Annotated in this window: 27 protein-coding genes; 21 read left to right on the forward strand and 6 right to left on the reverse strand. The window is 51.8% G+C overall.

All coding sequences use genetic code 11. The features are described 5' to 3' along the window. Positions 1-23: 23 nt before the first annotated feature. From FH749_04055 to FH749_04095, 9 genes are all read left to right on the forward strand, one after another. Positions 24-827, forward strand: a complete 804-nt coding sequence (locus FH749_04055) for a DUF2877 domain-containing protein (protein MTI94650.1) — start codon at positions 24-26, stop codon at positions 825-827. Next, on the forward strand, positions 824-2,356 hold the full coding sequence (gene fdrA, locus FH749_04060; protein MTI94651.1) for an acyl-CoA synthetase FdrA: 1,533 nt from the start codon (positions 824-826) through the stop codon (positions 2,354-2,356). Before FH749_04055 ends, fdrA begins: the two co-directional genes overlap by 4 nt. Then, a complete protein-coding gene (locus tag FH749_04065; GenBank protein ID MTI94652.1) occupies positions 2,356-3,774 on the forward strand; it encodes a DUF1116 domain-containing protein in 1,419 nt (472 codons plus the stop codon). Before fdrA ends, FH749_04065 begins: the two co-directional genes overlap by 1 nt. After that, a complete protein-coding gene (locus FH749_04070; GenBank protein MTI94653.1) occupies positions 3,774-4,967 on the forward strand; it encodes an amidohydrolase family protein in 1,194 nt (397 codons plus the stop codon). Before FH749_04065 ends, FH749_04070 begins: the two co-directional genes overlap by 1 nt. Positions 4,968-5,012: 45 nt before the next feature. Continuing rightward, on the forward strand, positions 5,013-6,260 hold the full coding sequence (locus tag FH749_04075; protein ID MTI94654.1) for a hypothetical protein: 1,248 nt from the start codon (positions 5,013-5,015) through the stop codon (positions 6,258-6,260). Between the two features lie 49 nt (positions 6,261-6,309). Beyond that, complete coding sequence (locus tag FH749_04080) at positions 6,310-7,413, forward strand: ring-opening amidohydrolase (protein MTI94655.1); 1,104 nt, start codon at positions 6,310-6,312, stop codon at positions 7,411-7,413. A gap of 35 nt (positions 7,414-7,448) precedes the next feature. Further along, positions 7,449-8,756, forward strand: a complete 1,308-nt coding sequence (locus FH749_04085) for a purine permease (protein MTI94656.1) — start codon at positions 7,449-7,451, stop codon at positions 8,754-8,756. Positions 8,757-8,845: 89 nt separating this feature from the next. Then, a complete protein-coding gene (arcC, locus tag FH749_04090; GenBank protein MTI94657.1) occupies positions 8,846-9,778 on the forward strand; it encodes a carbamate kinase in 933 nt (310 codons plus the stop codon). A gap of 370 nt (positions 9,779-10,148) precedes the next feature. Beyond that, the gene (locus FH749_04095) at positions 10,149-11,327 is read left to right on the forward strand and encodes an iron-containing alcohol dehydrogenase (protein MTI94658.1); all 1,179 of its coding nucleotides are present in this window, start codon (positions 10,149-10,151) and stop codon (positions 11,325-11,327) included. 105 nt (positions 11,328-11,432) lie between these two features. Here FH749_04095 and FH749_04100 read toward each other — a convergent pair whose 3' ends face one another. Both FH749_04100 and FH749_04105 read right to left on the reverse strand, forming a co-directional pair. Further along, complete coding sequence (locus FH749_04100; protein MTI94659.1) at positions 11,433-11,870, reverse strand: hypothetical protein; 438 nt, start codon at positions 11,868-11,870, stop codon at positions 11,433-11,435. Beyond that, positions 11,867-12,052 carry a helix-turn-helix transcriptional regulator gene (locus FH749_04105; protein MTI94660.1) on the reverse strand — a complete coding sequence of 62 codons (186 nt, stop codon included), beginning with the start codon at positions 12,050-12,052 and terminating at the stop codon, positions 11,867-11,869. The genes FH749_04100 and FH749_04105 overlap by 4 nt, the downstream gene beginning before the upstream one ends. Positions 12,053-12,227: 175 nt before the next feature. Between FH749_04105 and FH749_04110 the strand changes: the two genes are divergently transcribed. Together FH749_04110 and FH749_04115 are read left to right on the forward strand one after the other, a co-directional pair. Further along, the gene (locus tag FH749_04110) at positions 12,228-13,340 is read left to right on the forward strand and encodes a hypothetical protein (protein ID MTI94661.1); all 1,113 of its coding nucleotides are present in this window, start codon (positions 12,228-12,230) and stop codon (positions 13,338-13,340) included. A gap of 220 nt (positions 13,341-13,560) precedes the next feature. Beyond that, positions 13,561-14,490 (forward strand): hypothetical protein, encoded by a 930-nt coding sequence (locus tag FH749_04115; protein MTI94662.1) that lies wholly within the window; start codon positions 13,561-13,563, stop codon positions 14,488-14,490. Between the two features lie 52 nt (positions 14,491-14,542). Here the strand turns inward: FH749_04115 and FH749_04120 are convergent, their stop codons facing one another. The 4 genes from FH749_04120 to FH749_04135 are packed head-to-tail and all read right to left on the reverse strand — an operon-like array spanning position 14,543 to position 17,580. Further along, positions 14,543-15,286 carry a hypothetical protein gene (locus tag FH749_04120; GenBank protein MTI94663.1) on the reverse strand — a complete coding sequence of 248 codons (744 nt, stop codon included), beginning with the start codon at positions 15,284-15,286 and terminating at the stop codon, positions 14,543-14,545. Positions 15,287-15,328: 42 nt separating this feature from the next. Further along, on the reverse strand, positions 15,329-16,321 hold the full coding sequence (locus FH749_04125) for a hypothetical protein (GenBank protein ID MTI94664.1): 993 nt from the start codon (positions 16,319-16,321) through the stop codon (positions 15,329-15,331). Continuing rightward, positions 16,311-17,219: an ABC transporter ATP-binding protein gene (locus FH749_04130; protein MTI94665.1), complete on the reverse strand. Its 909-nt coding sequence runs from the start codon at positions 17,217-17,219 to the stop codon at positions 16,311-16,313. The genes FH749_04125 and FH749_04130 overlap by 11 nt, the downstream gene beginning before the upstream one ends. Then, on the reverse strand, positions 17,176-17,580 hold the full coding sequence (locus tag FH749_04135; GenBank protein ID MTI94666.1) for a GntR family transcriptional regulator: 405 nt from the start codon (positions 17,578-17,580) through the stop codon (positions 17,176-17,178). Before FH749_04135 ends, FH749_04130 begins: the two co-directional genes overlap by 44 nt. Before the next feature lie 166 nt (positions 17,581-17,746). Between FH749_04135 and FH749_04140 the strand changes: the two genes are divergently transcribed. From FH749_04140 to pfkB, 10 genes are all read left to right on the forward strand, one after another. Then, positions 17,747-18,475: a GntR family transcriptional regulator gene (locus tag FH749_04140; GenBank protein MTI94667.1), complete on the forward strand. Its 729-nt coding sequence runs from the start codon at positions 17,747-17,749 to the stop codon at positions 18,473-18,475. A gap of 68 nt (positions 18,476-18,543) precedes the next feature. Continuing rightward, the gene (locus FH749_04145) at positions 18,544-19,686 is read left to right on the forward strand and encodes an SIS domain-containing protein (GenBank protein ID MTI94668.1); all 1,143 of its coding nucleotides are present in this window, start codon (positions 18,544-18,546) and stop codon (positions 19,684-19,686) included. After that, the gene (locus FH749_04150) at positions 19,683-20,150 is read left to right on the forward strand and encodes a PTS sugar transporter subunit IIA (protein MTI94669.1); all 468 of its coding nucleotides are present in this window, start codon (positions 19,683-19,685) and stop codon (positions 20,148-20,150) included. Before FH749_04145 ends, FH749_04150 begins: the two co-directional genes overlap by 4 nt. Before the next feature lie 2 nt (positions 20,151-20,152). Continuing rightward, positions 20,153-20,887, forward strand: coding sequence for an SIS domain-containing protein (locus FH749_04155; GenBank protein ID MTI94670.1), 735 nt, complete (start codon positions 20,153-20,155; stop codon positions 20,885-20,887). A 28-nt stretch (positions 20,888-20,915) separates the two neighbouring features. Next, complete coding sequence (locus FH749_04160) at positions 20,916-21,182, forward strand: PTS sugar transporter subunit IIB (protein ID MTI94671.1); 267 nt, start codon at positions 20,916-20,918, stop codon at positions 21,180-21,182. 21 nt (positions 21,183-21,203) lie between these two features. Further along, complete coding sequence (locus tag FH749_04165; GenBank protein MTI94672.1) at positions 21,204-22,568, forward strand: PTS ascorbate transporter subunit IIC; 1,365 nt, start codon at positions 21,204-21,206, stop codon at positions 22,566-22,568. A 66-nt stretch (positions 22,569-22,634) separates the two neighbouring features. Beyond that, entirely contained in the window at positions 22,635-23,291 is a 657-nt protein-coding gene (locus FH749_04170; GenBank protein ID MTI94673.1) for an HAD-IB family phosphatase, read from the forward strand. Further along, on the forward strand, positions 23,288-24,442 hold the full coding sequence (gene nagA / locus FH749_04175) for an N-acetylglucosamine-6-phosphate deacetylase (GenBank protein MTI94674.1): 1,155 nt from the start codon (positions 23,288-23,290) through the stop codon (positions 24,440-24,442). The genes FH749_04170 and nagA overlap by 4 nt, the downstream gene beginning before the upstream one ends. Before the next feature lie 4 nt (positions 24,443-24,446). Further along, positions 24,447-25,313 carry a tagatose bisphosphate family class II aldolase gene (locus tag FH749_04180; protein ID MTI94675.1) on the forward strand — a complete coding sequence of 289 codons (867 nt, stop codon included), beginning with the start codon at positions 24,447-24,449 and terminating at the stop codon, positions 25,311-25,313. Beyond that, positions 25,310-26,227: a 1-phosphofructokinase gene (pfkB, locus tag FH749_04185; protein MTI94676.1), complete on the forward strand. Its 918-nt coding sequence runs from the start codon at positions 25,310-25,312 to the stop codon at positions 26,225-26,227. Before FH749_04180 ends, pfkB begins: the two co-directional genes overlap by 4 nt. Positions 26,228-26,354 lie beyond the last annotated feature (127 nt).

Below are 26,354 nucleotides of genomic sequence, written 5' to 3' on the forward strand. Positions count from 1 at the left end.
TAATTACTAGAGGAGGTGGCGCTATGGATTTTGTGGCTGAAACTGCAGGGAGAGGGGTAGGTAATATCTTGCGGGGAGCTGGCCAAGTTATCGGAATTTATGATCAGGTAGTTAACATCGAGCTTGCCACCGGATTCTGTCTCAGCCTTGTAAGCAAAAAAATAGATCTGGCTCCTAACCGGATTTTGCTGGCCGGCCTGGATTGCATCCACCGACAAGTGAAACCTGGCGATATGGTGCGAGTTGGCAGCCATCAACTTTGGCACACCCGGTTCAGCATCGCCTGGGCAGCGCCGCCATCACAAGAATCCATTGAGCTTACCCCATTGTTAGCTAGTCTTGGGACCCTGGAAAAAGAGTTACGAACGGGAACAGGTGCCTGCCGCAGCTATTTTTCCGACAGCGTCGGGTCATTTATCGATAATCAGGTCGCAGTGGAAGCGAAGAATCTGGCTGCCGGTTCCGACGGGGAGAGTTTGCTGGGCCTGGGCGCTGGCCTTACCCCCGCAGGTGACGACGTTCTTGTTGGCTACTTGGGCGCCTGCAATCAATTGGGTTTGGAGCCTGGTGTCGCTAACGGTTTTGTTGGCAAAGCCTTCCTGGTCACCGGTTCGCTCAGTGCAACCGCCATTTATTTTGCCAGCCAAGGCCAGGTTCAGGAACGGTTGAGTGCAGTAATTCAGGCGCTGTCAGGGTCACAATCTGAGTTGACAATCAACGCAAGGACTTTGATGCAGGTAGGTAGTAGCTCTGGCAGTGATATGTTGCTGGGAGTATATCTGGCTCTTGTCAAGTATTTTAATCAGATTGGGAGTGAAATTGCATGACAGAAAAGGTGCTGGTCAGGCCGAACGCTTATTATGATTCTGCAACGTTGATGTCTGTTGCGCAAAAGGTGAAGAGCGAACAGGGTGTCGACGAGGCCGTGGCTGTAATGGCCACTGAAGCAAACAAAGAGTTATTGGCGAATGTAGGAATGCTCAGTCAGGAGGCTGGTGCCGCCACAACCCGGGATCTGGTCTTGGCTGTTCGTGGTGATAGTCAGGAGGCGATCGAAGCCGCCTTTCAAATGATAGAGGCAGAGTTGGCCGGTGCCAAAGAGGAAATAGCGAAAGAAAAAGCACCCCGCTCTCTGGCGGAGGCGTTGGAACAGAAGCCTGATGCTAACTTGGTTGTAATTTCTGTAGCCGGTCAGTTTGCAGCCCGGGAGGCCCGCAAAGCTCTGGAGGCAGGACTCAATGTAATGTTATTCAGTGATAACGTGCCGCTGGAAGCCGAGATTGAACTGAAAACGCTTGCAGCTGAAAAAGGTCTATTGATGATGGGCCCCGATTGCGGTACCGCACTGATTGGCGGTGCGCCTTTGGCCTTCGCCAATGTGGTGCGGAGAGGGAAAATTGGGATTGTAGCTGCCGCCGGTACTGGCCTCCAGGAGGTAAGCACTTTGATTCATCGCCTTGGCGGCGGTGTCAGCCATGGTATTGGCACCGGCGGACGGGACGTCAAGGCTTCCGTGGGAGGCAGGCAATTACTCTTTGGCATTCAGGCTTTGGAAGCGGATTCGGCCACTGAAGTGATTGTTGTGACCGGTAAACCGCCGGCGCCAGACGTGGAAGTTAAATTGCTTGATCTGATAAAAACGTGCAAAAAGCCTGTGATTGTGAACCTTTTGGGGGGTGATGCGGAGGCAACTGCCGCGGTCGGCGCCACATTTGCCCCCACACTGGAGGAGGCAGCTCAGTTGGCTGTTCAGGCCACTGGACTGAGCGGTAAATTGCCAATCGTGGGAAGCGGAACCCCACACATTGATTTTGCGCCCAACCAACGATGGTTACGGGGCTTGTTTACCGGCGGCACCCTTTGTTATGAGGCCCAACTGGTATTGGCCAAGAAGCTGGGCCCGGTTTACTCAAATACACCGCTTAAACCTGAGCTAGCGGCGGATGACTTTGCTGGTTCTCGGCACATTGTGTTGGACCTGGGTGATGATCAGTTTACCAGTGGACGCCCCCACCCAATGATCGAGCCTTCTATTCGCGGCGAGTGGCTGACAAAGGTGGCCGCTGACCCGGAGATCGCTGTAGTATTGATGGATTTTGTCCTCGGTTATGGTGCCCATCGGGAACCGGTTGCGTCAATTGCGGACGAGATACAAGCTGCCCAGACGCAGGCTGCGGAACGGGGAGGCAATTTGATGATCATCGCTTCTGTAACAGGGACCAATGAAGACCCTCAGATTCTGGACAGACAGGTAGCGGAACTCGAAGCGTTGGGAGTTATCGTCCTGCCCTCCAATCGCCGTGCGGTGGAGCAGGCCGCGCTGGTGCTTCGCAACCTGGAAGGGAGGCAGAACTAATGTCTATTCTCCAAGAGAAGGTTAAAGTGATAAATATTGGTCTGGGTAGCTTCGCCCGGGATCTGGAGTCGGCAGGTGTTGATGTAACCAATGTGGACTGGCACCCTGCAGCCGGAGGGGATGAAGAAGTCCTTGCTCTGCTAGACAAGCTGGCGCCGTTGGCTGAAGAAATAGACGCAGCCAATAAAGAAGCTTTGGGGCGGGTGCTCCAGGCCGAGCCGGTGCTGGTTGACCTGGGACCTGCCGGAGAGATGATTGCCGGGTTGCCGGAGCGAACCCTGCTTCATGCTGGCCCGCCATTGGAATGGAAGGAAATGAGCGGCCCGATGCGAGGCGCGGTCATTGGCGCGGTACTGTTTGAGGGATGGGCGGATTCTTCGGAAGCTGCGGAGGCTCTGGCTGCCTCAGGACAGCTTAACTTCGTCCCATGCCATCATTATGATGCAGTCGGACCGATGACTGGGATGCTCTCGCCGTCGATGCCTGTGTTCGTTGTGGAAAACACCACCTTTGGCAACAGAGCATATTGTTCAATTAATGAGGGGCTGGGCAAGGTGCTGCGCTTTGGCGCCTATAGCCAGGAAGTCTTGAAACGGCTGGCTTGGTTACGGGATGAGTTTCATCCGCTGCTTAAGCAGGCGATTCTGGAAGTCGGCGGTATCCAGCTGAAGAACATCACCAGTCAGGCACTGCAGATGGGCGATGAATGCCATAATCGCAACAAGGCCGCATCTGCGCTGTTGTTACGGGAGTTGGCGCCCATCATCGCCGGCCTTGAGCTGCCCCGTGAAACCGTGACCCGGGCTCTAGACTTCATGCGTGGCAACGAACACTTCTATTTAAACGTTTCCATGGCTGCCTGCAAAGCCAGCCTCGACCCGGCCCGGGGGATCCGTTACTCAACAATGGTTACAGCCATGACTCGGAACGGTACCGACTTCGGAATAAAAATCAGTGGCCTGGATGATCAGTGGTTTACTGCCCCCGCCCTGGCGGTGGACGGGCTTTACTTCCCCGGTTACAGCGCCGCTGATGCCAACCCCGACCTGGGGGACAGCACAATCACCGAGACCTTTGGGATTGGCGGTTTTGCAATGGCCAGTGCCCCTGCAATCGTAAAATTTGTCGGCGGCAGCCCCCAGGATGCCCTGGAATACAGCCGGTCGATGTACAGAATCACTCTGGGAGAGAACAGCAGCTACACCATACCAAATTTGAACTTCCGGGGTATTCCAACCGGCATCGATCTGCGCAAAGTGTTGGAGGAGGATATTCTGCCGGCCTTGAATACCGGCATTGCTCATAAGGATGCCGGAGTGGGGCAAATCGGCGCCGGAGTCGTGAACCCACCATTGGCCTGCTTTAAAAAAGCCCTTGTTGCCTTTGTGGAAGCCCATCTTGGGGAGGAGGATAACTGATGTTGTTAAAAAACTGCCGATTGCCCGACGGACGTCAGGTCGATATCCGCTTGGAAGGCGAAAACATCGTTGAAATTGCTTCTGGGCTCTCAGGAGATGAAGCGGATACCCTAGACGTAAAGGGCAAACTGGTCAGCCCCGGCTTTGTTGATTGCCACCTTCATTTGGACAAGACCTTGATCGCTCTAGACACTCCAAATGAAAGCGGCACTTTAGATGAAGCTATCAAGATTACCCGCAGTCGCAAATCTGAGTTTACCAAAAACGAAGTAAAGGAAAGAGCTCGCAAAACCATTGAAAGGGCGATTGCCAACGGCACAACATGGCTGCGCAGTAATATCGATATTGACCCGATTGTCGGGCTGACCGGACTTGAGGCGCTGCTTGAGTTGCGGGAGGAATACCGGGACAAGGTGGACATGCAGTTAGTTGCCTTCCCTCAGGAAGGAATTAATAAGAGTCCAGGGACTCTAGAACTAATGATAGAGGCGTTAAAAAGTGGCGCCGATGTTGTCGGCGGCATTCCTGCCAAGGATATAGAGCCGGAGCTGCATATCACTAAGGTATTTGATTTAGCGGAACGATTTGCCGTGCCTTTGGATATCCATACTGATGAGTCGGACAACCCCGCTGATTTGACACTGGTGGAGATTGCCCGGCAGACCATGGCCCGTGGTCTTGAGGGCAAGGTTGCTGTTGCCCACTGTTGCTCTCTAGCTGCTTTGCCCCCGAACGCCCTGGAGGCGATTTTAACGGAGATTGCTCCCGCCCAGTTGAATGTTGTTTCATTACCTTCCACCAATCTCTACCTTCAGGGGCGTGGCGATAGCCATCGGGTGCGCCGGGGCATTGCCCCCGTACGGGCGCTTTTGGATAAAGGGTTCACAGTGGCGTTTGCATCTGATAATATCCGGGACGCATTTAATCCTTTTGGCACCGCTAATCTGCTACAAATCGGCCTGATGGCCGCCCACGGTTGCCATATGGGCGGCGTTGGCGACTTGAACCAGGTCTTTACCATGTTGACCACAGCACCCGCCCGGATAGTTGGCGCGAACACCGGGCTTCGACCAGGAGCAAAAGCAGACCTTGTAATCCTGGATGCCGAATCACCGGTGCAGGCAATTATTGAGCAGGCACCGGTCCTGGAGCGGATCTACAGAGGTGTCGCCGATGGGAGGTGGTGTTACTAAACACTTCCTGACGGAGGAAAAAATATAATTGGGAGGGTCTAATAAATGAATCTGTTCCTACTGGTATTACCCCTGTTGGTTATTGTCGGGCTGTTATTTTGCAAGACACACATGTTGGTCGCCGCCTTTATCGGTGGTGTCTTGGCCGCAATCATTGGTGGTTTGGACATGGGCACAGTAAACAGCAGCTTCACCGCAGGTGTTGCGCAGATGATGGGGATTACCGTGCCTATACTCTACGCCGCCACGGCTGCAATGGTGGCCAAGGGAGGAAGTATTAAGGCTATTGTCGATTTGGCCGGTCATTACCTCAAGGGGCGCTTGGCAATCCTTGCAGCGTTCCTGGTCATTATCCAGGCCTTGGCCACTTATATGGCTGGTATGGGCGCCAGCAACACTATGGTTATCGCGCCACTGATTGCCGCCGCGGTTGGGTTTGTGCCCGAAGTCATAGCCGGACTTGCAATCGCCACAGCCGTTGGCTTCACCACCTCCCCGGCTTCATCGGAGACTGCGCTTGCTGCCGAAATGGCTGGCCGTGATGTGGTGGAGCATGCCGCTGCAATGCGTCCCTTTACTATTGTCTTCTTCCTAATCGGTGCGGCCCTGGCCGCGTACGGTGTTTACAAACGGGGCACAATGGTAAAGGAGAACAAACAAGCAGACAAAGAACAAATGTCCCTAGGCCTGATGTGGAAGACCGCGATTCCTGCTCTGGCACTGTTGGTAATGGTTGTTGCCGGCGGCAACCTCAACAACCTGGTTGGTTTTACAATTTTCACTCCGGGCACAACGGTAATGTTTACAACAGTCCTGACAGTTTTCCTGACCAAAATGAATGCCAACGAGTCGGCAAAAGCGTTAATTGACGGCTCGAAATTTATCCTAATGACTCTGTTCTCGGTCGGGATGTTTCTTGGCTTCATCAATTTACTGGGTGAAATCGGCACTTTCAGTGAACTGGCTGCCCTGGCTGGCAGGGTGCCGGATGTTCTGGTTTTGCCAGCCGCAATGCTAATTGCATTTATCGTCGCGTTTCCCGCCGGCGCTTTTGCTGCCGGAGTACTGGCTCTGGTGCTCCCCACTTTAGCTAACCTGGGAATGCCCTCAGAGGCAATGGGCTTCGTTGCAATTGCGGTTGGTCTCGGTACTCAGATCAGTCCGGTGCAAATCAATGTTGCCGCTCTATCCGATGGTTTTGAGATATCAGTGATGGACGTCATCCGCGCCAATCTCAAATTTGTATTGGCAGCATTGGCCTTGCTTTTAGTGTTGGCGGTAATCTTTGTCTAATGACGGGGAGGAGTAATCCTCCCCTATACCCTCACAAGGAGGTAATAATATGTTAAACGCAAAAGTGTTTACTGTGGAGATGAATGCACCCGATGATGTTTCCGGGTTGAAAGACCTATTAGACAGCGGCGCAATAAAGCCAGAAGAAGTCCTGGCAGTGTTGGGTAAGACAGAAGGGAATGGCTGTGTAAACGATTTTACCCGCGGGTTCAGCACCATGGCCTTTAAGCAACTGTTGGCCGACTATCTTGACACCTCTCCGAAGGAAGTGGAGAAGCGGGTGGCTTTTGTCATGTCTGGTGGCACCGAAGGAGTAATGACTCCCCATGCGACAATCTTCGCCCAGAGCGAGGAAAAAGCTTCGGCGCCAGCTGAGCCGGGTTTGTCCATCGGAGTCGCCTTCACGCGGGACTTCTTGCCCGAGGAATTGGGCACTATGACCCAAGTTGAGGAAGTAGCGAAGGCTGTCGAAGCGGCTATGGCCGAAGCTCGTATTGATTCCGTGTCAGATGTACACTTTGTGCAAATAAAATGCCCGCTACTCACTTCGGAGAGAATTAACGATGCTCTCAAGCGGGGAAGGAAAGTGGTTGTCAGCGATACCTACAAATCTATGGGTTATTCTCGAGCTGCCTCCGCCTTGGGCATCGCCCTTGCTTTGGGTGAGGTCAACAAAGAACAATTGGCAGACGAAAAAATCGCCAGCGACTGGAGTTTATATTCGGCGTTGGCATCCACATCTGCTGGTGTTGAACTTGAAAATTGTGAGATTATTCTTATGGGCAATTCCAGACATTCGGTGAGCAAGTACAAAATTGGCCACAGTGTGATGGAAGACGCCATTGACATCCAGGCCGTTTTGGCCGCTATGCGGGACGCTGGACTGGAATTCGCAGGCCTACCTACGGCAGAACAGATGAAGCGTGTGGTGAACGTATTCGCCAAGGCTGAAGCTGATCCCACCGGTTATGTGCGTGGGCGTCGCAACACAATGCTAACCGACTCAGACATCAACCACACCCGCCATGCCCGGGCGGTAGTCAATGCTGTTGTCGCTTCCGTTGTCGGCGACCCAATGGTCTATATCTCCGGGGGCGCCGAACATCAGGGTCCTGCCGGTGGCGGCCCAGTTGCTGTGATTCTGGAAAAGTAACCACTCCTTGCCGACATCGAGAGGAGGAATTATAAATGTCCGACCAGGAAATTAAAAGGGTCATTCAGCCTGTCTACGACATTGAGGACAATCCCCCGCTAAAAGAAGGTTTTCCCCTGGCGGTGCAACACATTTTGGCCATGTTTGCTGGAAACATTACGGCCCCAATTATTGTCGCTTCAATGCTGGGGCTGGCGGCTGCCGATCAGACCTTTCTGATTCAGTCTGCCCTGTTGGCGGCAGCCATCGGGACCTGGATTCAGGCGGGGCGCAGGTTTAAAGTCGGCTCAAGCTTGCCGATTGTAATGGGCACAAGCAATGCGTTCATTCCTACCATAACGGGAATCGCCAGCCGGTTCGGCATTGGTGCGGTCCTGGGCGCCGGCTTTGTCGGCGGCATATTTGAACTACTTCTGGGCGGCGTCATGCCCAAGATCAGAAAGCTCTTCAGCCATCTGGTGATGGGAATTGTCGTCCTGACCATTGGTATCACCCTGATTCCCGTCGGTATCCGGCAAGCAGCCGGTGGTAATGTCGATTTTGGTTCGGCAACCAATTTACTGTTGGCTGCACTGGTTCTGGTAACAATCATTTTGCTCAATCAGTTTGGCAAGGGATTCTTCCGCGCTTCGGCAATTCTCCTGGGAATCGTTGTCGGTTATGTCGCAGCGATTATTCTCGGCATGGTTGATTTTACATCGGTGGCCGAGGCCAGTTGGGTGGCATTCCCCACGCCCTTCCGTTATCAATGGAGTTTTCCGCCCTCGGCAATTATTGCGATGGTAATGATGTATATTGTAACTGCCGTAGAAACCGTTGGCGACGTGTCTGCGATTACCATGGGCGGCGCCGGCCGGGAGGCGACAGAGGAGGAGGCCACCGGTGCGGTACTGGCCGATGGCGCAGCCAGCAGTATTGCTGCGATTTTCAATGCCTTCCCCAATACTTCATACAGCCAAAACGTCGGTGTGGTTACGTTGACAGGTGTCATGAGCCGCCATATTGTGCGGTTGGGGGCAATAATCCTTTTGGCCATGTCATTGCTGCCTAAACTGGCTGCCGTCATTTCATTGATTCCGACAGCTGTATTGGGTGGAGCAGCCATCATCATGTTCTCCATGGTGGCGTCCTCGGGATTTGTGCTCTTGCAGCGAGTGCAGCTGAACAGGCGTAATCTGCTGATCATCGCCGTTTCTTTGGGGTTGGGTGTCGGCTTTAATGTTGTTCCTTCGGCTTTGGATATTCTGCCGGACGGTCTACGTCTAATCTTTGCGGAGACCGGTGTGGCAACGGCAACTTTGACAGCAATATTCCTCGATCAGACGCTACCCCGGGAAGAATAAGCGACTGACAGGTAACTGTATCTAATCAATTTAAATCTAATAAAATTACCACTGCTCCGGCAGTGGTAATTTATGAGAGGAGACAAACTATGGCAAAAATTGTTATAGCTCTGGGCGGGAATGCAATTCTGCGTCCTGGCCAAAAAGGTACTTTTGATGAACAAATGGCGAATGTGCGGCTCACTGCCGAAAAAATTGTTCAACTGGTGCGAGCCGGTGATCAGGTGATAGTTACCCATGGTAATGGCCCTCAAGTGGGGAACTTGCTTATTCAGCATGAGGCGGGACGGAATCAGGTGCCGGCGCTGCCCCTGGATGTATGCGGCGCCCAGACCCAAGGCCAGATTGGCTATATGATTCAACACGCGCTGACAGAAGAGCTAAATAAGCTAAGTATAGACAAGCCAGTGGCAGCGATAATTACCCGGGTGCGGGTGGACGAAAATGACCCGGCCTTTGCCAATCCCACCAAGCCGGTGGGGCCATTCTTCAGCGTCGAGCATGCCAAGCAGCGGAGAGAAGCAGGTGAGCACTGGGTAGAAGACAGTGGCCGCGGCTGGCGGCGGGTAGTCCCTTCACCACGACCGGTGGAGATCATGGAACTTACGACCATTGAGGCCCTGGCTGCCCAAGAGGGAATTGTAATTGCTGCCGGCGGCGGTGGAATTCCCGTAGTTCAGCGGGACGGCGGCCTGGTTGGGGCAGAAGCCGTAATCGATAAAGATCTTGCCGGCTGTCGCCTGGCCATGGATGTCCAGGCCGATATGCTGATGATACTCACGGACGTAGAAAAAGTAGCGATTGACTTTGGTAAACCTAGTCAGGTGGATTTGGCGCAAATTGATCTTAGCGAGGCCCAGACCTATCTGGATCAAGGCCAGTTTGGCGCCGGCAGTATGGGGCCGAAAGTACAAGCGGCGATGGAATTTGTCAAAACCACAGGTGGCCGGGCAATCATAACATCACTGGTGAAAGCGGTCGAAGCTGTTGAGGGCACCGCTGGGACAAGCATTGTCAAATAACATGGTTCACAGTTATAAAACACCACTAACACCCTGAACTTATTGCCCCGCAGGGTGTACAAAAAACACCCTTTGCTGGTAAAATGGAGGTATCAAACCCCAACAACCAGCAAGGGGTATTTTTGGATTACCATATAATCTGCTTGCAGAAAATATCGTTTAGCCCTTAATATTTTCATCTTGCTTGAAAGAAGCCCTATCGCAACTATCCTGATCCACTCTTTCCTCGCTTCAGTTCTCATATAGTTTTTATAGAGGACATCGAACACTTTGGGAGAAGCTATATAAAGGCACAATTGCGGAAAAGTGCCATTCTGGCAGCGGATGAGTTAAAAGAACAACTTATAATATAAACAAAGGAGTGTTATGTTTGCTTAACTTTGACTATCAGAACCGGACGCGAATCATATTCGGCAAGGAGACTCACAAAGACATCGGTACGGTGCTAAAACCCTATTCCAACAGGGTATTGCTTCATTACGGCGGCGGTAGCATTAAGCGCACCGGTGTCTACGACGACGTGACGACATCCTTGAAGAACAGTGGCATCGAGTATGTCGAACTGGGCGGCGTTCGACCCAATCCCCGTCTCGAGTTGGTACATGAAGGGATTGAACTGTGTCGCCAAGAGGGCATTGATTTTATCCTCGCTGTTGGTGGCGGTAGCGTCATTGACTCGGCCAAGGCAATCGCCTTGGGGGTTAACTATTCCGGCGATGTCTGGGACTTTTTTATGCGGAAAGCCGAGCCGGGTGAGGTTCTGCCCTTGGCCACAATCCTTACCTTACCCGCCGCCGGTAGTGAATCCAGCACCAGTACAGTGATTACCAATTGGGATGAGAAGATCAAGCGGGGCTTTGGCAGTGAAAAGATCCGTCCCGTCTTCAGCATCATGAACCCGGAACTGTATTTTACCCTGCCGGATGAACAGATCGCCTACGGGGTCTGTGACATGATGAGCCACATCTTCGAGCGTTACTTCACAAACACCCTTAACACTGACTTGACCGACGGCCTCTGTGAAACTACCCTCAGGACAATTATGAAAAATGCTCTGCTCCTCAAGCAGGATAATAAGAACTATGATGCCTGGGCAGAGGTTTCTTTTGCTGGTAACATTGCCCACAACGGGCTCCTTGGCTTGGGCCGGGAGATGGACTGGGCCAGCCATGCCATGGAGCATGAACTCAGCGCCATCTATGATGTGGCCCACGGGGCAGGTCTGGCAGTGGTGACCCCAGCCTGGATGAAGTATGTGTACAAGACCAATATGCCCATGTTTGTTCAATTTGCCGTCAATGTTATGGGTGTGGAAGGGAGCTTCCGGGATCCTGAGGCGATTGTCCTGGAGGGGATTGAGCGCTTGAAGGAATTCTTTGTCAAGATGGGGCTACCGGTAACCATGCAGGAGTTGGGCATCAAAGAAAGCGATTTTGAACTGATGGCGAAAAAGGCTACAGGCCTGGCCTACGGCAAAGAGACGGGTATTGGTGGCCTGAGGAAGCTTAAGTGGGAGGATGTTGTAGCCATATATCAGCTGGCTCGATAATGAGCGGCATTGATTTGCTATCCCAATGAGTTGTCAAGAAGGTTAAACATAATAATAGCCGGAGCACCTCAAGCTCCGGCTGTTATTATGTTTAGCGGCTTTCAATTATGCTTGTTTTCCGTAATTCAGTGCAAATACAATTCCCTGTACCATGTAAGCGGCAAACAGAAATCCAAATGTTATCCACCAGCCAACAGCTTCAAAAATATCCCCCGGGACCAGGAAGGTATAGCCCAGGAACACAAGGGTCAGAGCCCAACGCAGTCCCCGAAAGGTGACCGAGTCGGCCTCATTTCTGACGGACATTACCCGTTCATCATTCTCGGCGATAATCAACGGGTTCATCCCCTGAGGATTTCGCTTTATCAGGATCAAATTGATAAGCAGGCCCAGGGCATAGCCAAAGGGAATCAGGGATAAACCAATTAACGCCCGTGAATTATCGACCAGATCAAGGAGTAAGCCGCCAGCAAGTAATGCCATGCCAACCAGCAGATTGGCAGCTAAATGGAGTCTCTTGGTCCGCACATATTTTTCTTTCATTCTTCTTCCTCCCAAAATAAATCGTTTAGGGTTTTGCCCAGAGCTTTACAAATTGCAATACATAAGTTTAACGTCGGGTTATAATTGCCAGATTCGATCATGCCAATGGTCTGCCTGGTTACGCCGACTATTTCCGCCAGTTGCTCCTGGGAGAGGTCATTTTCGACTCTGGCAATCTTCATGCGTTTGTTTTTCGCCAAAGAATCGCCTCCTTACGTGACATATTGTAAAGCATATATTGTTAAGTGTCAAGTATATATTACATAAAGCAATATATTTTTGTTGGTAAGTGCCCATAAACTGCCAGTAGAATTAACCTGCCTCCTGCAGACAGTAAGAAAGACAGGAGGCAGAACAATGTTCAAGAGATATCTGCTAATAATCATCTGCTTAATTGCGCTTTTGCCGGTTCCCGGTCATACTGTAAGTCCGGCCCCACAATTAACTCTGAATCCTTACGCAGGGGTCAGCTGGCAAAACCAGCATCGGGCGAATTTTCATGCCCACACAGTGCTAAGCGACGGCGTGCTGAGCCCACGGCAGGTGATTGACGCCTACCATCAGCGGGGTTATAAGATTCTTGCCCTCACCGACCACGATACCAAAGGCCCTCCAGATACAACCTGGCCCTGGCATGTGCATGGCCGGGACCCGGAAACTCTGGGGATGTTGCCAATTGAGGGCAACGAGCTTTCCCACCACGACCACGTCCTCAGCCTGTTCAACTCCCATTCAAGTATGAAGGGCGACAGCCTTGAGACCAGTCTCAAGGCAATCGGGGAGCGGGATGGGCTGGCGATTCTCTGCCATCCCGGCCGCTATAAGGAGCCCCGTCAGTGGGCATCATACATGCCTTACTTTTTACGCCATCCCCATTTAGTGGGGATAGAAGTTTATAATCAAGGCGACCGTTATCCCGGGGACCGTGAGCTTTGGGATAGACTGCTTACTGTGTTGATGCCAGACCGACCGGTCTGGGGCTTTTCCAATGACGACCTGCATAGGGCCAGTCAGCTTGGCCGCAACTGGAACAATATTCTTGTCAGTGAGCTCAGCGAACGGTCGGTCCGAGACGCGCTGATTGGCGGTGAATTTTATATCACTCATCAACCGGGAAAGGAACCAGCGCCGGAGATTACCAAGATTCTAACCGACGAAGCCGGCCTGACCATCCGGGCGAACAACTATACAGAAATTCGCTGGGTTTCCGAAGGCAAAATCATTCACAGAGGCGAAACCTTGGACTATCAAAGACATCCTGGCGTCGGTGTTTACGTGCGGGCTGAAGTGGAAGGGAAGGGAGGCGTTGTCCTCACCAATCCCTTTGGTTTTCAAATCAGCGGTCGTCCACTGAGCGTTGATCAACCGGCTATGGCCAGTGAACAAGCAGGCACAGCTCCGGATTTATCACGGCTTTTGCTCATAGTCGTCGTAAGTTTAGTTGTAATGCTCTTGATAATCAGGAGATGAAATTGCTAATATATTGTAAATGACCTTCTTGTTTAGTACAATTAAATTAATTGCGTAAACATAGTGGTATAGACTGAGACTCGGTATCTTGCCGAATATAGATTCTCAGTCTATATTTTTTCGGGAACTGGCGTAACACCAGGATCTGTATGTCGGGGAATATAAGGGAGTTTATTTTTACGCATTATAAGTTCCCAGCTTATATTGTTGCATCTATACTATGGGAGGGTTGAGTGATATGGATATCAAGAGCATAATCGTCCAAAGCTATGAAATTGGCCCGATTGGTGAAACAGAAAATCCCCGACACGGCAGCGGTAATACCACACTGCTCGAGGCCGGGGGAAAGAAATACGTGGCCAAGTGTAACGAGCGCCCGGACTTCATCCGTACCTACGCCCAGGCCCAGGTGTATCTGGAGCAGGAGGGCTTGCGACATCCCCGTCTCGTTAAAACCAGGGCAACCGCCTGGATGACGCCGGAGGGTGTGGCCCTGTATGAGTTTGTCGAAGGCGAGACAGTAGATATCTTTTCCAGCAGCCAACTGACAACTGCCCTGAAATATTTGCGCCGTTATAATCAAACTTTAAAACAAGTTCCGCTAGCCCAAGATGACCTTGAATTTCGCAACCACTGGGACCAGGCGCGCTCACTGCCCTTCTTAGTCTCGGAACTGCCAAGTTTCCTCGCTACAGCAGATATTCCCGATAAATTCAAGGCGGTTATCAATGTGGCGCTGGCCAGTTTTGCCCCTCTCCAGCAAGCGCTTAGCGCCAACAAGCAGTTGATTCATGCAGACCCCGGCCCTGGTAACTTTCTCCTCTCCGGTGACGAAATTGTTGCCATCATCGATTTCACCCCGGACTATAATCATCAATTTTACTCCCTAGCCCAGTTTGTCTATTGGACCCACCTTTGGCCCGGTGCGGGAATTAACCGCGATGCTCTTGATTATTATCTCATTCAGTACTTGGGGGAGAAAGTAACCGATTCCGATCGACTGTTGTTCTTTTACTTTCTAATATACGCTGCCCTGTTCCGGGTCACCGGCCCCTTGCTGGATTGTCTGCAGCGAGACGGTGATGTTACCCGTCTAAGCAAGCGGGTGGAGGTATTGGCCCAGCTTGTTGGGATGGTCAATAAAATCTAAATACTTATTAGCTTTAAAAAAACTCAGCCCGGGTTAATTGGGCTGAGTTTAATTAATTCTCCACTTGATAGACCTCGGTAGCTGCCTGTTCTGAGGTTATAAAGCCCATATCGACCATGCGATTGAGAACTACGCGCTGGCGGGTGATGGCCAGCTCCCAGCCCTTGGCCGGTGTATACGCGTTGGGCGCCTGGACCAGGCCGGCCAGCAGCGCCGCCTCGCCAATTGTCAGGTCGGCCACATCTTTATCAAAATACTTGCGAGCCGCTCTGACCACACCCCAATTGCCGGCGCCAAAGTTCACCTGGTTGATATACATCTCGATAATTTCTTCTTTGTCATAACGTCGTTCTAATTGCAGCGCAATGCTTGCCTCGGCAATTTTGCGTTCTAAATTCTGATCCAAGTTGAGGAACAGGTTTCGCGCCAATTGCTGGGTGATTGTGCTGCCGCCTTCCGCAATATCCCCCAGGCTCAAATTCGCCCGCAGGGCGCGGAAGATGCCACGGTAATCAACACCTCTGTGGTCAAAGAAGCGCCGATCCTCCACTGCGACAAAGGCTTCAATCAGGTGAGGAGGCATATCCTCCAGCGGAATATATTCAATCCGATATTGATCAAGATTGGCCACCAGTTTTCCATCCACATAATCGATAGAGTTGACATCGCTTTCCAAAAAAGGGCGCGGATTATCCCAGTCGATTGACCAGATAAACATGCCATGGCTGAATATCCAACCAGCTAGGAGCACCAACAGCAGGCAGGCAGCTCCCCAGCGCAGTAAACGTTTTAACATATTTTCACCCCTTCTGCATGCCTCAGCGGCCAAAGTACGGAGCTAAACAGCAGTCTGTGTTACCTTGATCAGCAGCCGACAGAGCAACCAGCCCAAGGCTGTACCTGCTATCAGGATTATTGCATAAACAATCGGGTAGGTCAGCAGCAGACTGCTGGCAATACCGCCGGCCAGCAGGCCAAAGCAGACTGCCACACCGACCTTGAGGAATGGATACATTTTCGGAAACACCAGCAATTCGCCATTGTTCTCCAGTTTGTTTCGCTTAAAAAGCCATAGTGAGAGCAGGAACAAGACAATGCTACCACCTATTATTATATACCAATATGTCAATGCCGTGTCCGGACCAAGGTAGGTTGCCGGCGTGATTAACAGCGACCAGGCCATCAGGCGATTGAGGTTGGCGATTAAACCGGGGTGGGATATTGCCCAAAGGTTGCCCAGTATAAGGCTGGCAAAACCGGTGGGGAAGATTCCAAATATCAGCGTAAAGGCGCTGGCTGCAAACAGCGAACCAGAGATGGTCGCAAAGAATACGGTGAAACTGTAGGTTCCGACAGCAATCATGGTCTGCAACCCAAACATACGGAGCAGTGCGCCTGGCTCTATAACCGACTGCAACTGCACACTGGCGGTCCACATAGCCAGCATAATCAGCAGATTAACTAGGAACACGCCGACGATGGCTAAAGAATTAAAAACAAACTTGTTTACAAATATTTGGGTGCGAGAAAAGGGCATCGACAGAAGCAGGCTGAATGTGTTTTCTTTGCGCTCTTTGGTCAGTGAGATAAGACCAAGCACTAAGCCAATGGTGACGAAAAACAATGGGGCGCCGCCACCTCCGTAAATCCGGATCAGCAGCGTTTGCATCCGGGTATAGAAACTGGCAGTGTCGGCGCTTTGGGCCAGTGCCAGGGCAATACTGCCGGGGTAGAAGCCCAAGAGGGCAGCTAGAAAGACGCCCAACGGCCCCCGGTAATTTATCCATTCTTTCCACAGCAAAGCTTTGCTGAATAGGTTGTCAATTCTCATCCTGGTAACCTCCCAGTTCAGACATAAATATTTCTTCAATACTGATATCCAGCTGTTCAAACAACAGCGGACCTGAGTTCTTGATGATCTCCAGAAGTTCTGTGTCCTTGACCACCAGCGTATAGACCTTGCCCGTCTGTGTAGTCGACAACAGCCCGGGATGGTTGGCAACCTGCTCCGGCAATTCGCCCCGGAAGGCGACTTGCAACTTGTGAACTGTTTGCTTGAGGGTGTCAACTTGCTCGCTGAGCACGACCCGACCTTTGTCGAGAATCGCAAACCCGTCGCAGATTCGCTCCAGCTCCAACAGGTTGTGGCTGGAAATGATGACCTTTGTGTTGGAGCTCGCCACTTGGTCGACGATCATGGTCAGTATCCGCTTACGCACAAAGGGGTCGAGGCCGGAAGTAGGCTCGTCAAGAATCATCAAATCCGGCTTAATCGCCAGGTTGAGCAAGAAGGCAATCTGGGTCTTCATGCCCTTGGACAGATGCTTAAACCGTTTATCCAGGGGAAGCTTGAAGGCGCGCTTCAGTTCTTCATAACGGTCTTCATCCCAGCTCTTATAGGTCAACCGGTAGAGTTTTGCCAGTTTTTCGCCGGTGAAGTCCGGATAGAAATGATGTACCTCTGGGATATAGGCGACCCGTTCCTTTAAAGACGGAGTGGCCAGCAGATCCCCATCGTCCAGCATTACTCGGCCGCTATCCGGCAGGACGATGCCCAGCAGTGAGCGAATCAACGTAGTCTTACCGGCGCCATTTGGACCCACCAGCGCAAAAATAGCGCCGTCCGCTACTTCTAGATTAATATTATCTAGAACCAGGTGGTCATTAAAACTTTTACTCAAGTTCTCAACTTTTAACATTTTCATTCCTCCCGGATGAGTGCAGCTCATTAATTAATCTTTCGACTAACTTCTTAACTTCCGCAGGGGACATTCCCAGGTGCAAGGCATCAATTATGCCCTTCCGGAAATGTTCCTGCAGTGTTTCCAGCTGCTCTGCATTTAATTTGTTTTCGCTTTGCTCTGCAATGTAGTTCCCCCGGCCGCGCACCGTAACAATCACCTTCTGGCGCTCTAACTCCTGATAGGCCTTTTGAATTGTGTTCGGGTTTATGGTGAGCGTTGTTGCCAGCTCCCGGACCGAAGGAAGTTTGTCTCCCGGGGCCAATACTCCCAGCAAGACCTGTTCTTTAATCTGGTCGATAACCTGTTGGTAGATAGGCGTATGACTGGAGACGTTTATCTGCAGCATAGCGCACCTCCTTGCTGTACCATGTGTATTATACTATATAGTACACTTGGTACACTGTCAAGCCTGAAAATAAAATTAATCCAAAAAATCTGTTGACGCTAAGTTAGCAGTGTAATACAATAACGGTAAGTGGTTAGGACCACATGACCATCAAGGTGGTGTCTAAATGATGACAATAAACAAAGCCAGCCGATTACCTTTATATTGCCAGCTCGCTGATATTATAAAAGAGAAAATTGAGAGTAAAGAGTGGACTGAACACACCAAATTGCCACCGGAGCGTGAGCTGTGCGATATCTATGATGTGAGCCGGGCCACAGTCCGCCAGGCCATGCAGGAGCTAGAGGTCAGCGGCTATATCTACAAAGCCCACGGCAAAGGAACCTTTGTCCAGCCCCTGAAGATTAAGCAGGACCTTCTCAAATTTTATAGTTTCACCGAAGAGATGAAGAAACTGGGCAAGACGCCTACATCTGAAGTTATCGATTTTACGATTGTGGAGGCCAATGAAAAGAAAGCAGAGAAGATGCAAATTAGTGTTGGTGAGCCAATTTATAAATTCACCCGCTTGCGCCTGGCCGACAACGAACCGATGATGCTGGAGACAACCTATGTGCCCTGCAGCCGTTTCCCCGGTCTTAGCAAAGAGCTTTTGGAGCAGCGCCCCCTTTACGATATCCTCACCAAAGATCACGGTATAACCCTGACCACGGCCGAAGAGCGCTTTGTCCCGGTTTTGACTAGGGATTACGAGGCCGAACTTTTACAATACAGGGAGAGCGCCCCCAGTATGATGATTGAACGTCTGACCTCTGCAGACGGGACGATTGTTGAGTATACCATTGGAATCGCCAGGGGAGATAAATTCGAGTATCGGGTTGTGCTGCAGCAATAAGTTTTTTTTAGACAAATTGGTACTGACAACAGGACAACATCACGACATTACAAAGGGAGGGGTTAGTTATGAGCAAGATCAATAGTTTTATAACAACACAGGAAATTTGGCAGCAGCCCCGGCTTTGGAGGGAAACAACCGCAATAATTGAAGCCCGTCAGAGGGAAATAAAAGAATTCATTGAACGTGCCGGTAGCAAAGGAAGGCTGCGGGTGGTTCTGACTGGCGCCGGCAGCTCTGCATTTGTTGGCGAGAGTGTTTCTCCATACCTGAACAGGATTTCCGATTACCATGTTGAGGGAGTTGCCACCACCGACATCGTCGCCAACCCCCGAAATTATCTGCCCGATGTCCCTACACTGCTGATATCCTTTGCCCGTTCTGGCAACAGTCCCGAGAGTGTGGCGACAGTGAGTCTAGCCAATGAAATGGTATCCAACCTGCATCATATAATTCTCACTTGCAATCCAGACGGTTCCCTGGCCAGAGATGCACGAGATGATGAAAAGTCACTGGTCATCTTGATGCCCTCTGACTCAAACGATAAGGGATTCGCGATGACCGGAAGCTTTACAACCATGGTTTTGGCTTCGCTCCTGATTTTCAATCTGGATAAATTGCCGATTTTCAACCAAGAGGTTGCTAAACTCGCGGACCGGGGCGACGCACTGTTGGAAAGCCCGGAGATTGCAGAACTGGCGTCCGAAGATTTTCAGCGCCTGGTCTACTTGGGTTCCTCCACTTTGCAAGGGCTTGCCCGGGAGTCGGCGCTGAAGATGCTGGAACTCTCCGCCGGTAAGGTCGTCGCTACATGGGATTCACCTTTGGGTTTCCGGCATGGACCTAAGTCCATCATTAACGAGCAAACTCTGGCAGTGTTCTATCTCTCTGTTGACAGCCATGCTCGCAAATATGAGTTGGATCTGTTGCGGGAGATGGCTGCAGACAAGCAGGCAAAACTGGTTGCGTTGCTGCCTGCCCCTGCCCCGGAGGTTGCGGAGCTGGCAGACTATGCAATCAGCGTGTCTGACACAGGCTTACAACTTGCCGATGATGTTTTCCTGCTCTTCCCCTATATACTCTTCGCCCAGTCCATTGCCCTCAGGAAGTCCGCGGCCTTGGGGATCAACCCGGACAACCCCAGTCCCAGCGGCACCGTAAACCGTGTTGTCAAGGGCGTTAAGATCTACCCGTTTGAACGGAAAGGATGATTCCAGTGTTAACAAATCTACTGACGGATAAGGACATCAAGACTAAAGTAGAAGCTGATTCATGGCAGGAGGTGGGACGACTTGCCGGGCAAATCCTAGTGGATAAGGGTGCAGTTGAGCCCCATTATCCTGATGCGATGCTTGCTGCCGTGGAGAAACTGGGTATGTATATCGTAATCGCGCCTGGAATCGCTCTTTTTCACGGCCGTCCTGAGGATGGAGTTAACTCTGTTGGGTTGAGCATGGTTACACTGAAGGATGGCGTAAACTTTGGCGTCAAAGATAAGGACCCAGTTCGGTTGGCGTTTGCCCTGGCAGCCATTGATCATGACGCCCACTTAAATTTACTGGCAGCTTTGAGTAAAGTGTTGCAAGACCAAGAGGTTGTCCACGGTCTTATGGAGGCGGAGAGTCCGCAACAAGCAATTGCGTTGATTGAGAATAAGTTTTCGAGGGAGGTTTAATGATGTTATATAAGGAGTATTTCACGAAAATCAAGGATATTTTAGCGGAGGTAGAAGCGACCCAGGGAGAAAACATTGATAAGGCGGCAGAGTTGGTGGCTGATGCCATCGGCAATGGTGGCGTCTTGCATGTATTTGGTTGCGGTCATTCGCAAATGTACCCAATGGAAGTATTCTACAGAGCGGGTGGTTTGGTCCCGGTCAATGCAATCCTTACCCCGGCTCTGGCCTTAGAACCCAAGGCCCCCCTCAGCACCCACGCCGAACGTCAGGAGGGGTTGGCCAAGGCGATTCTGGACAATGAAGAGGTAGGCGAGAACGATGTTATGTTTATTGCCTCAACTTCTGCCCGCAATGCAGTGCCTATTGAAATGGCGATGGAGGCGAAGGCCCGGGGGATTAAAGTGATAACCCTGTTATCTTATGATTTTGCACGCAGCGTAACTTCCAGGCACTCCAGTGGCAAGAAGACATATGATTTTGCAGATGTAGTTTTGGATAATTGCGGTGTGGCAGGGGATGCAGTTATGTCCGTGGAGGGACTTGAGCCCAAGTTCGGTCCTAGCTCATCAATAATTGGATTTGCAATTCTGCAGGCAGTGGTAGTTGAGACTGTAAACAAGCTGGTCTCACAGGGTGTAACCCCGCCAATCTGGGTAAGCTCTAACCTGGATAAAGGGGATGACATAAACAAAAAGTACATCCAGGAATACAGAGAGCGAATCAGTTGTCTCTAATAAATAATAGCGATAAGGAGGTGAGTAGATGCAGATAGTTACAGTCTGTGGCTTAGGAGTTGGCACCAGCTTAATGCTGAAGATGACCATTCAAGACATTCTCGATGCGGAGGGCATCAGTGCCGACGTTGAGGCCTGGGACGCAGGTACAGTAAAGGGGAGGAGCGCAGATCTGTTTGTTGTGTCTGAGGACCTGAGGAGCAGTCTCGAGGGTTTGGACGGAAACGTGGTCTATATCAAAAATATAACCGATACCGATGAAATCCGGGAAAAGGTGCTTGCTGCCCTAAGGTAAATTTTTGAGAGGAGTGGCGATATGCTTTCAGTCTTTGTTGAGATTATTACTGAACCGGCGATTGTTTTGGGTCTGGTAGCTTTAATTGGCTTGGTATTACAAAGGAAGAGATTCCCTGATGTTGTAAAAGGAACCTTCAAGACTATACTAGGGTTGTTAATCCTCAGTGCGGGGTCTGCTCTAATTGTGGACAACCTTGCACCCTTCGCGGATATGTTCACCGAGGGCTTTAATCTTACCGGTGTGGTGCCGTTTGATGAAGCGGTGATTGGCGCTCTCATTGAAAATGTATCCATAATTGCACGCACAACTTCATTTATTCTTGCGCTCGGGTTTGCTGTCAACGTTTTGCTGGCACGCATTACACCTTTTAAGTACATCTTCCTGACCGGACACATGATGTGGATACTTGCAGGCGCCCTGGCATGGGCATTCCACGATCTGGGAGTAGGCGAGACCAATACCATCATCTTTGGTTCAATTCTGCAAGGTGCAATTCTTGTGTTATTGCCGGCAATCGCCCAGCCGATAATGCGTAAGGTTACCGGCGACAACAAGATTGCCTATGGCCATCTGACAACTATTGGCGTCGTGGCTTCTGCTTATGTTGGCAAGCTCTTCGGGGATCCTGAGAAGAGCAGCGAAGACATCAAGGTTCCCGAAGGCCTTAACTTTTTCAAGGACACTGCTATCTCGGTGTCGTTTGTAATGGTTCTAGTCTATCTGATTACCGCACTGTTTGCTGGTCCCGAATTTGTGGGTGAATTTGCCGGCGAGCAACACTACCTGGTATTCAGTCTTCTTAAGGGTCTTGGATTTGCAGCTGGTGTTCTCGTTTTGCTGCAAGGTGTACGGATGTTCCTGGGTGAGATTGTTCCCGCGTTTCGCGGTATTGCCCTCAAGGTGGTTCCCGGCGCTAAGCCTGCTTTGGACGTGCCTGTTCTGTTCCCCTACGCACCCAACGCCCTGATGCTAGGCTTTATCTTTGCAGTGGCTGGAACTGTTGTCGGAATGTTTGCTTCCCGACTAATTGGAACCGTTGTTCCCGTTCCTTCAATCATCGGCGCCTTCTTTACAGGTGGTGTCGCTGGTATCTTTGGTAACGCTTTGGGTGGACGTCGAGGTGCCATGATTTCGGGATTTGTTTACGGCTTGTTCCTGTCGATTCCTGTTGCCCTGTTCTTCCCGCTCTATGACTTAGCTGGCTATGGAATTCAGGGTGTTGCGTTCCTAGTCTCTGATGGAATCGTTGCTCTGAGCCTGATTAAGGCCTTCTTTGCGGCCAATATCCCATACATTGGTCTTGGCCTGTTTGTAGTCGCAATGGCGCTTCTCAGCTGGAGGTTTAAGTCCAAGAAGACCCATACTGAAAACCCGTCAGCTTAAGTAAAATTCCAACAGTCCGTGCCTTCGGGCACGGGCTGTTAACTATATCCAGTAGGAGTGAGATGATTGAGAGACACAATAATTCTCTCGGATTTTGATGGCACAATTACAAAGCAAGACTCGAATACGCTTATGATTGAACGATATGGCAATCATCTGAACCATAAACTGGAACAACAGTTTACCTCGGGTGAGATTGGAACCCGGGAGGCAATGACTGGACATTTTCAAAACCTCACGATTTCTGAACGAGAATATGACACCTTCATCAATCAGGAGATTGAGGTTGACCCAGGTTTCCCCGAATTTTATACTAAACTACAAGCCGTGGGAGTGCCCCTGGTAGTAATCAGCGGCGGCTATACAAATGCCATTAATGTTGTCCTCGGTCGGGAAGGGATTTTGCCCGAGGCAATTCTAGCAAATACATTAGTTTTTACCCCAGATGGAATTGAGAATTGCTTTTATCATCAACAACCTGACTGTATTAAGCAATTTGGGCCCTGCGGCAACTGCAAAGCCAGTCATGTTCAACGTTATAAAAACCAGTACCGTAAGGTGATATTTATCGGTGACGGACTCACTGATCGATGCGGAGCCGAGCATGCCGATGTAGTCTGCGCCAAAGGACACCTGGCTGAATACTGCAGAGAAAATGGGTTTAACTACACAGAATATGAGGATTTTAATGACTTGCTGTATCTATTGGAGGAATTGAGATGAAATACACAGTTTTAGCCGGGGAACTTTATACTCCGGCAGGACCAAGGCAAGAATCCGCAATCTTGGTAGAAGACGGAAAGATAACAGCACTCAACAAAGAGCAAGACACAAACGCAGAAGTTATTGACCTCAGCGCTTACCGGGTGCTGCCCGGCCTGGTGGACACCCATATCCACGGCGCATACGGTCATGACGTCATGGACGCGACGCCGGAAGCGATACAGGAGATCTCTGCCTGGCTTGCCCGGCAGGGTGTGACCGCCTTTTTGGGAGCGACGGTGACCTCTGGCCTGGACAAGACTGCAAAGGCCCTGAAAAACGTCGCCGCCTGTATGGAGGCAGGCACACCTGGTGCCCGTTTGCTGGGTGCCTACCTGGAGGGCCCGTACATCGGCGAAAAACACAAAGGCGCTCATCCCCAGGAGTTCATCCGCTCTGCCATCTGGGACGAACTGCAAAGCCTGCTTCAGGTAGCCGACGGGGCCGTCAAGGTAGTGGCCCTGGCGCCGGAAGAAGCCGGCGCAATGATACCCCATTTGCGAAAGGCAGGTATCAAGGTGGCCCTGGGCCACAGCAACGCCACCTGGGAAGAGGCGATGGAAGCAGTGGATAATGGCGCCAGTATCGCCGTGCATATCTTTAACGGCATGCGGGGTCTGCACCACCGGGAGCCGGGGATTGTCGGGGCGATGCTCACCGATGATTCTGTCCGGGCTGAAATGGTCGCCGATTGTATCCATCTGGCGCCACCGGTGATGGAAATTGTTAAACGCTGCAAGGGAAAAGAGGGGGTCATCCTCGTCTCCGACTGCATGCGGGCCGGGGGCTTGGCCGACGGCGAATATGACCTGGGTGAACTGAAGGTAACTGTGGAGCAGGCGATTGCCCGGGTCAAGGGCAGCGACAGCCTGGCGGGCAGTACCCTGCGGCTTGTGGACGCGGTCAAAAACATGGTGGAGCGAGTGAACACCCCCCTGGAAGAGGCAATTGCCATGGCCACCATCAATCCAGCCCGGGCGATTGGCCTGGACAACGAATTGGGCAGCATTGAGCCGGGCAAGCGAGCCGACCTGATTGCCATTGACGAAGACTATAATGTAGTATTAACAATGATAGATGGTAAAATAGTCCACGACATCCGGAAAGGGTGAGAAGATGATACTGATTAACACCAAGCAATTGCTCAAGGCCGCACGCGCGGGCAGATATGCAGTGCCGGCCTTCAACATTCATAACCTGGAGACTATTCAGGTAGTGGTGGAGACGGCGGCCGAGCTCAAGTCGCCGGTTATACTCGCTGCAACCCCCGGGACTGTCAAATACGCCGGTCCCGAGTATTTGTTGGCCATGGCCCAGGCCGCCTCTAAGCGGTGCCAAATTCCCATCGCTTTGCATCTGGACCACTTCGAAGCTCCGCAGCGTCTGAAAGAATTGATGGCCATGGGCTATCCCTCGGTAATGATTGACGCTTCCCACAGCCCGCTGGCGGAGAATATTGCCACAGTCAAAGACATCGTCGCCTTTGCCCGGCAGTATGATGTCTCGGTGGAAGCGGAGCTGGGACGCTTGGGTGGCCAGGAGGATGACCTGGTTGTAGACGAGAAGGATGCATTCCTCACCGATCCCGCCGAGGCGGAGGAATTTGTCAGCCAGACCGGCGTCGATTCCCTAGCCGTCGCCATCGGCACCGCCCACGGCCTCTATAAAGCTGAGCCTAAGCTGGACTTTCAGCGCCTAGAGGCAATAAATCAGCGCCTCGACACTCCCTTGGTCTTGCATGGCGCCTCCGGTGTGCCGGAAGCGGATGTCAAGAAGACTATCACGCTGGGGATTACCAAAGTAAATATCGCCACTGAGTTGAAGATTGCCTTCGCCGATGGTCTCAAGGAATACCTGGCAGCCAACCCCGGCGCCAACGATCCCCGGCACTATATGCCCCCTGGCATGCAGCAAATGCAGCAGGTGGTGGCCGATAAAATCCGCATGTGCGGCAGCGTCGGCAAGGCGGGGGGCTGCACATGATCCTTACCGTAACCCTCAATCCTTCGGTGGATATGCGGTTTGTCGTCACGGAGTTTGCCCGGGGTGGGGTGTATCGTAGCAAGGAGGAGCAGCAGACCGCCGGCGGCAAGGGCTTGAATGTCACCCGGGTGCTGACACAGCTCAAGGCGCCTGTGCTTGCCACCGGTCTGCTCGGCGGCGCCAACGGCGACTTCATCCGTCAGCAACTAACTGCAGACGGCATCCGCCACTCCTTTGTCGACATCAGTGGCAACACCCGGGCCTGTATTGCCATCCTGGAGGAGGGAGTGCAGACCGAGGTGCTGGGGAAGGGGCCGGAGATTACCGAAAGCGAGCTCACCAGCTTCTACCAGGCCTTTGACCGCCTGGTGCAGGAGGCAAAGCTTGTCACCATGTCCGGCAGCCTGCCGCCGACACTGCCCCCCGACACCTACGGTCACCTGATTGAAATTGCCCATAAATCCGGCTGCCAGGTACTACTGGACAGCAGTGGCCAGGCCCTGGCGGGCGGACTTAAAGCCAGGCCACTATTGGTCAAGCCCAATCAGGAGGAGCTCTCTGCCATCGCCGGGAGCACACTGGCAAGCGAAGCAGATGTGGCCCGGGCTATGGAGGGGTTAAACGCCGAGAACGTCGTCGTATCCCTGGGCAAGGCCGGCGCACTGGCAAAGTGGAGCGATAAATGTTACCGAATCAGGGTCCCCGAAATCCAGGCCGTCAATCCTGTTGGTTCTGGCGATGCGATGGTGGCCGGGCTGGCCTGGGGGCTGCACGAAGCTTGGGCGCCCCAGGAAATCCTCACATTCGCTGCGGCCTGCGGCGTTGCCAATGCCTTGGAAAAGCAAACTGGCACGGTAAATCCGGAGACGGTTAACGACTTGCTGACGAAAATAGAGGTAACCGAACTAGAATGACATTTAACAGTGCCTGTGCATGACCCATGCCCGGCGCTGCTGTTTTTTCGGGGCAAAACAGCCCGGGTGAAGTTTGACGGAAGCGCCTCAATAGCTTAAGATGAAATTGGTCTATACCACCAACCAT

The organism is Bacillota bacterium (assembly GCA_009711825.1).
Lineage (GTDB): Bacteria > Bacillota > Proteinivoracia > UBA4975 > VEMY01 > VEMY01.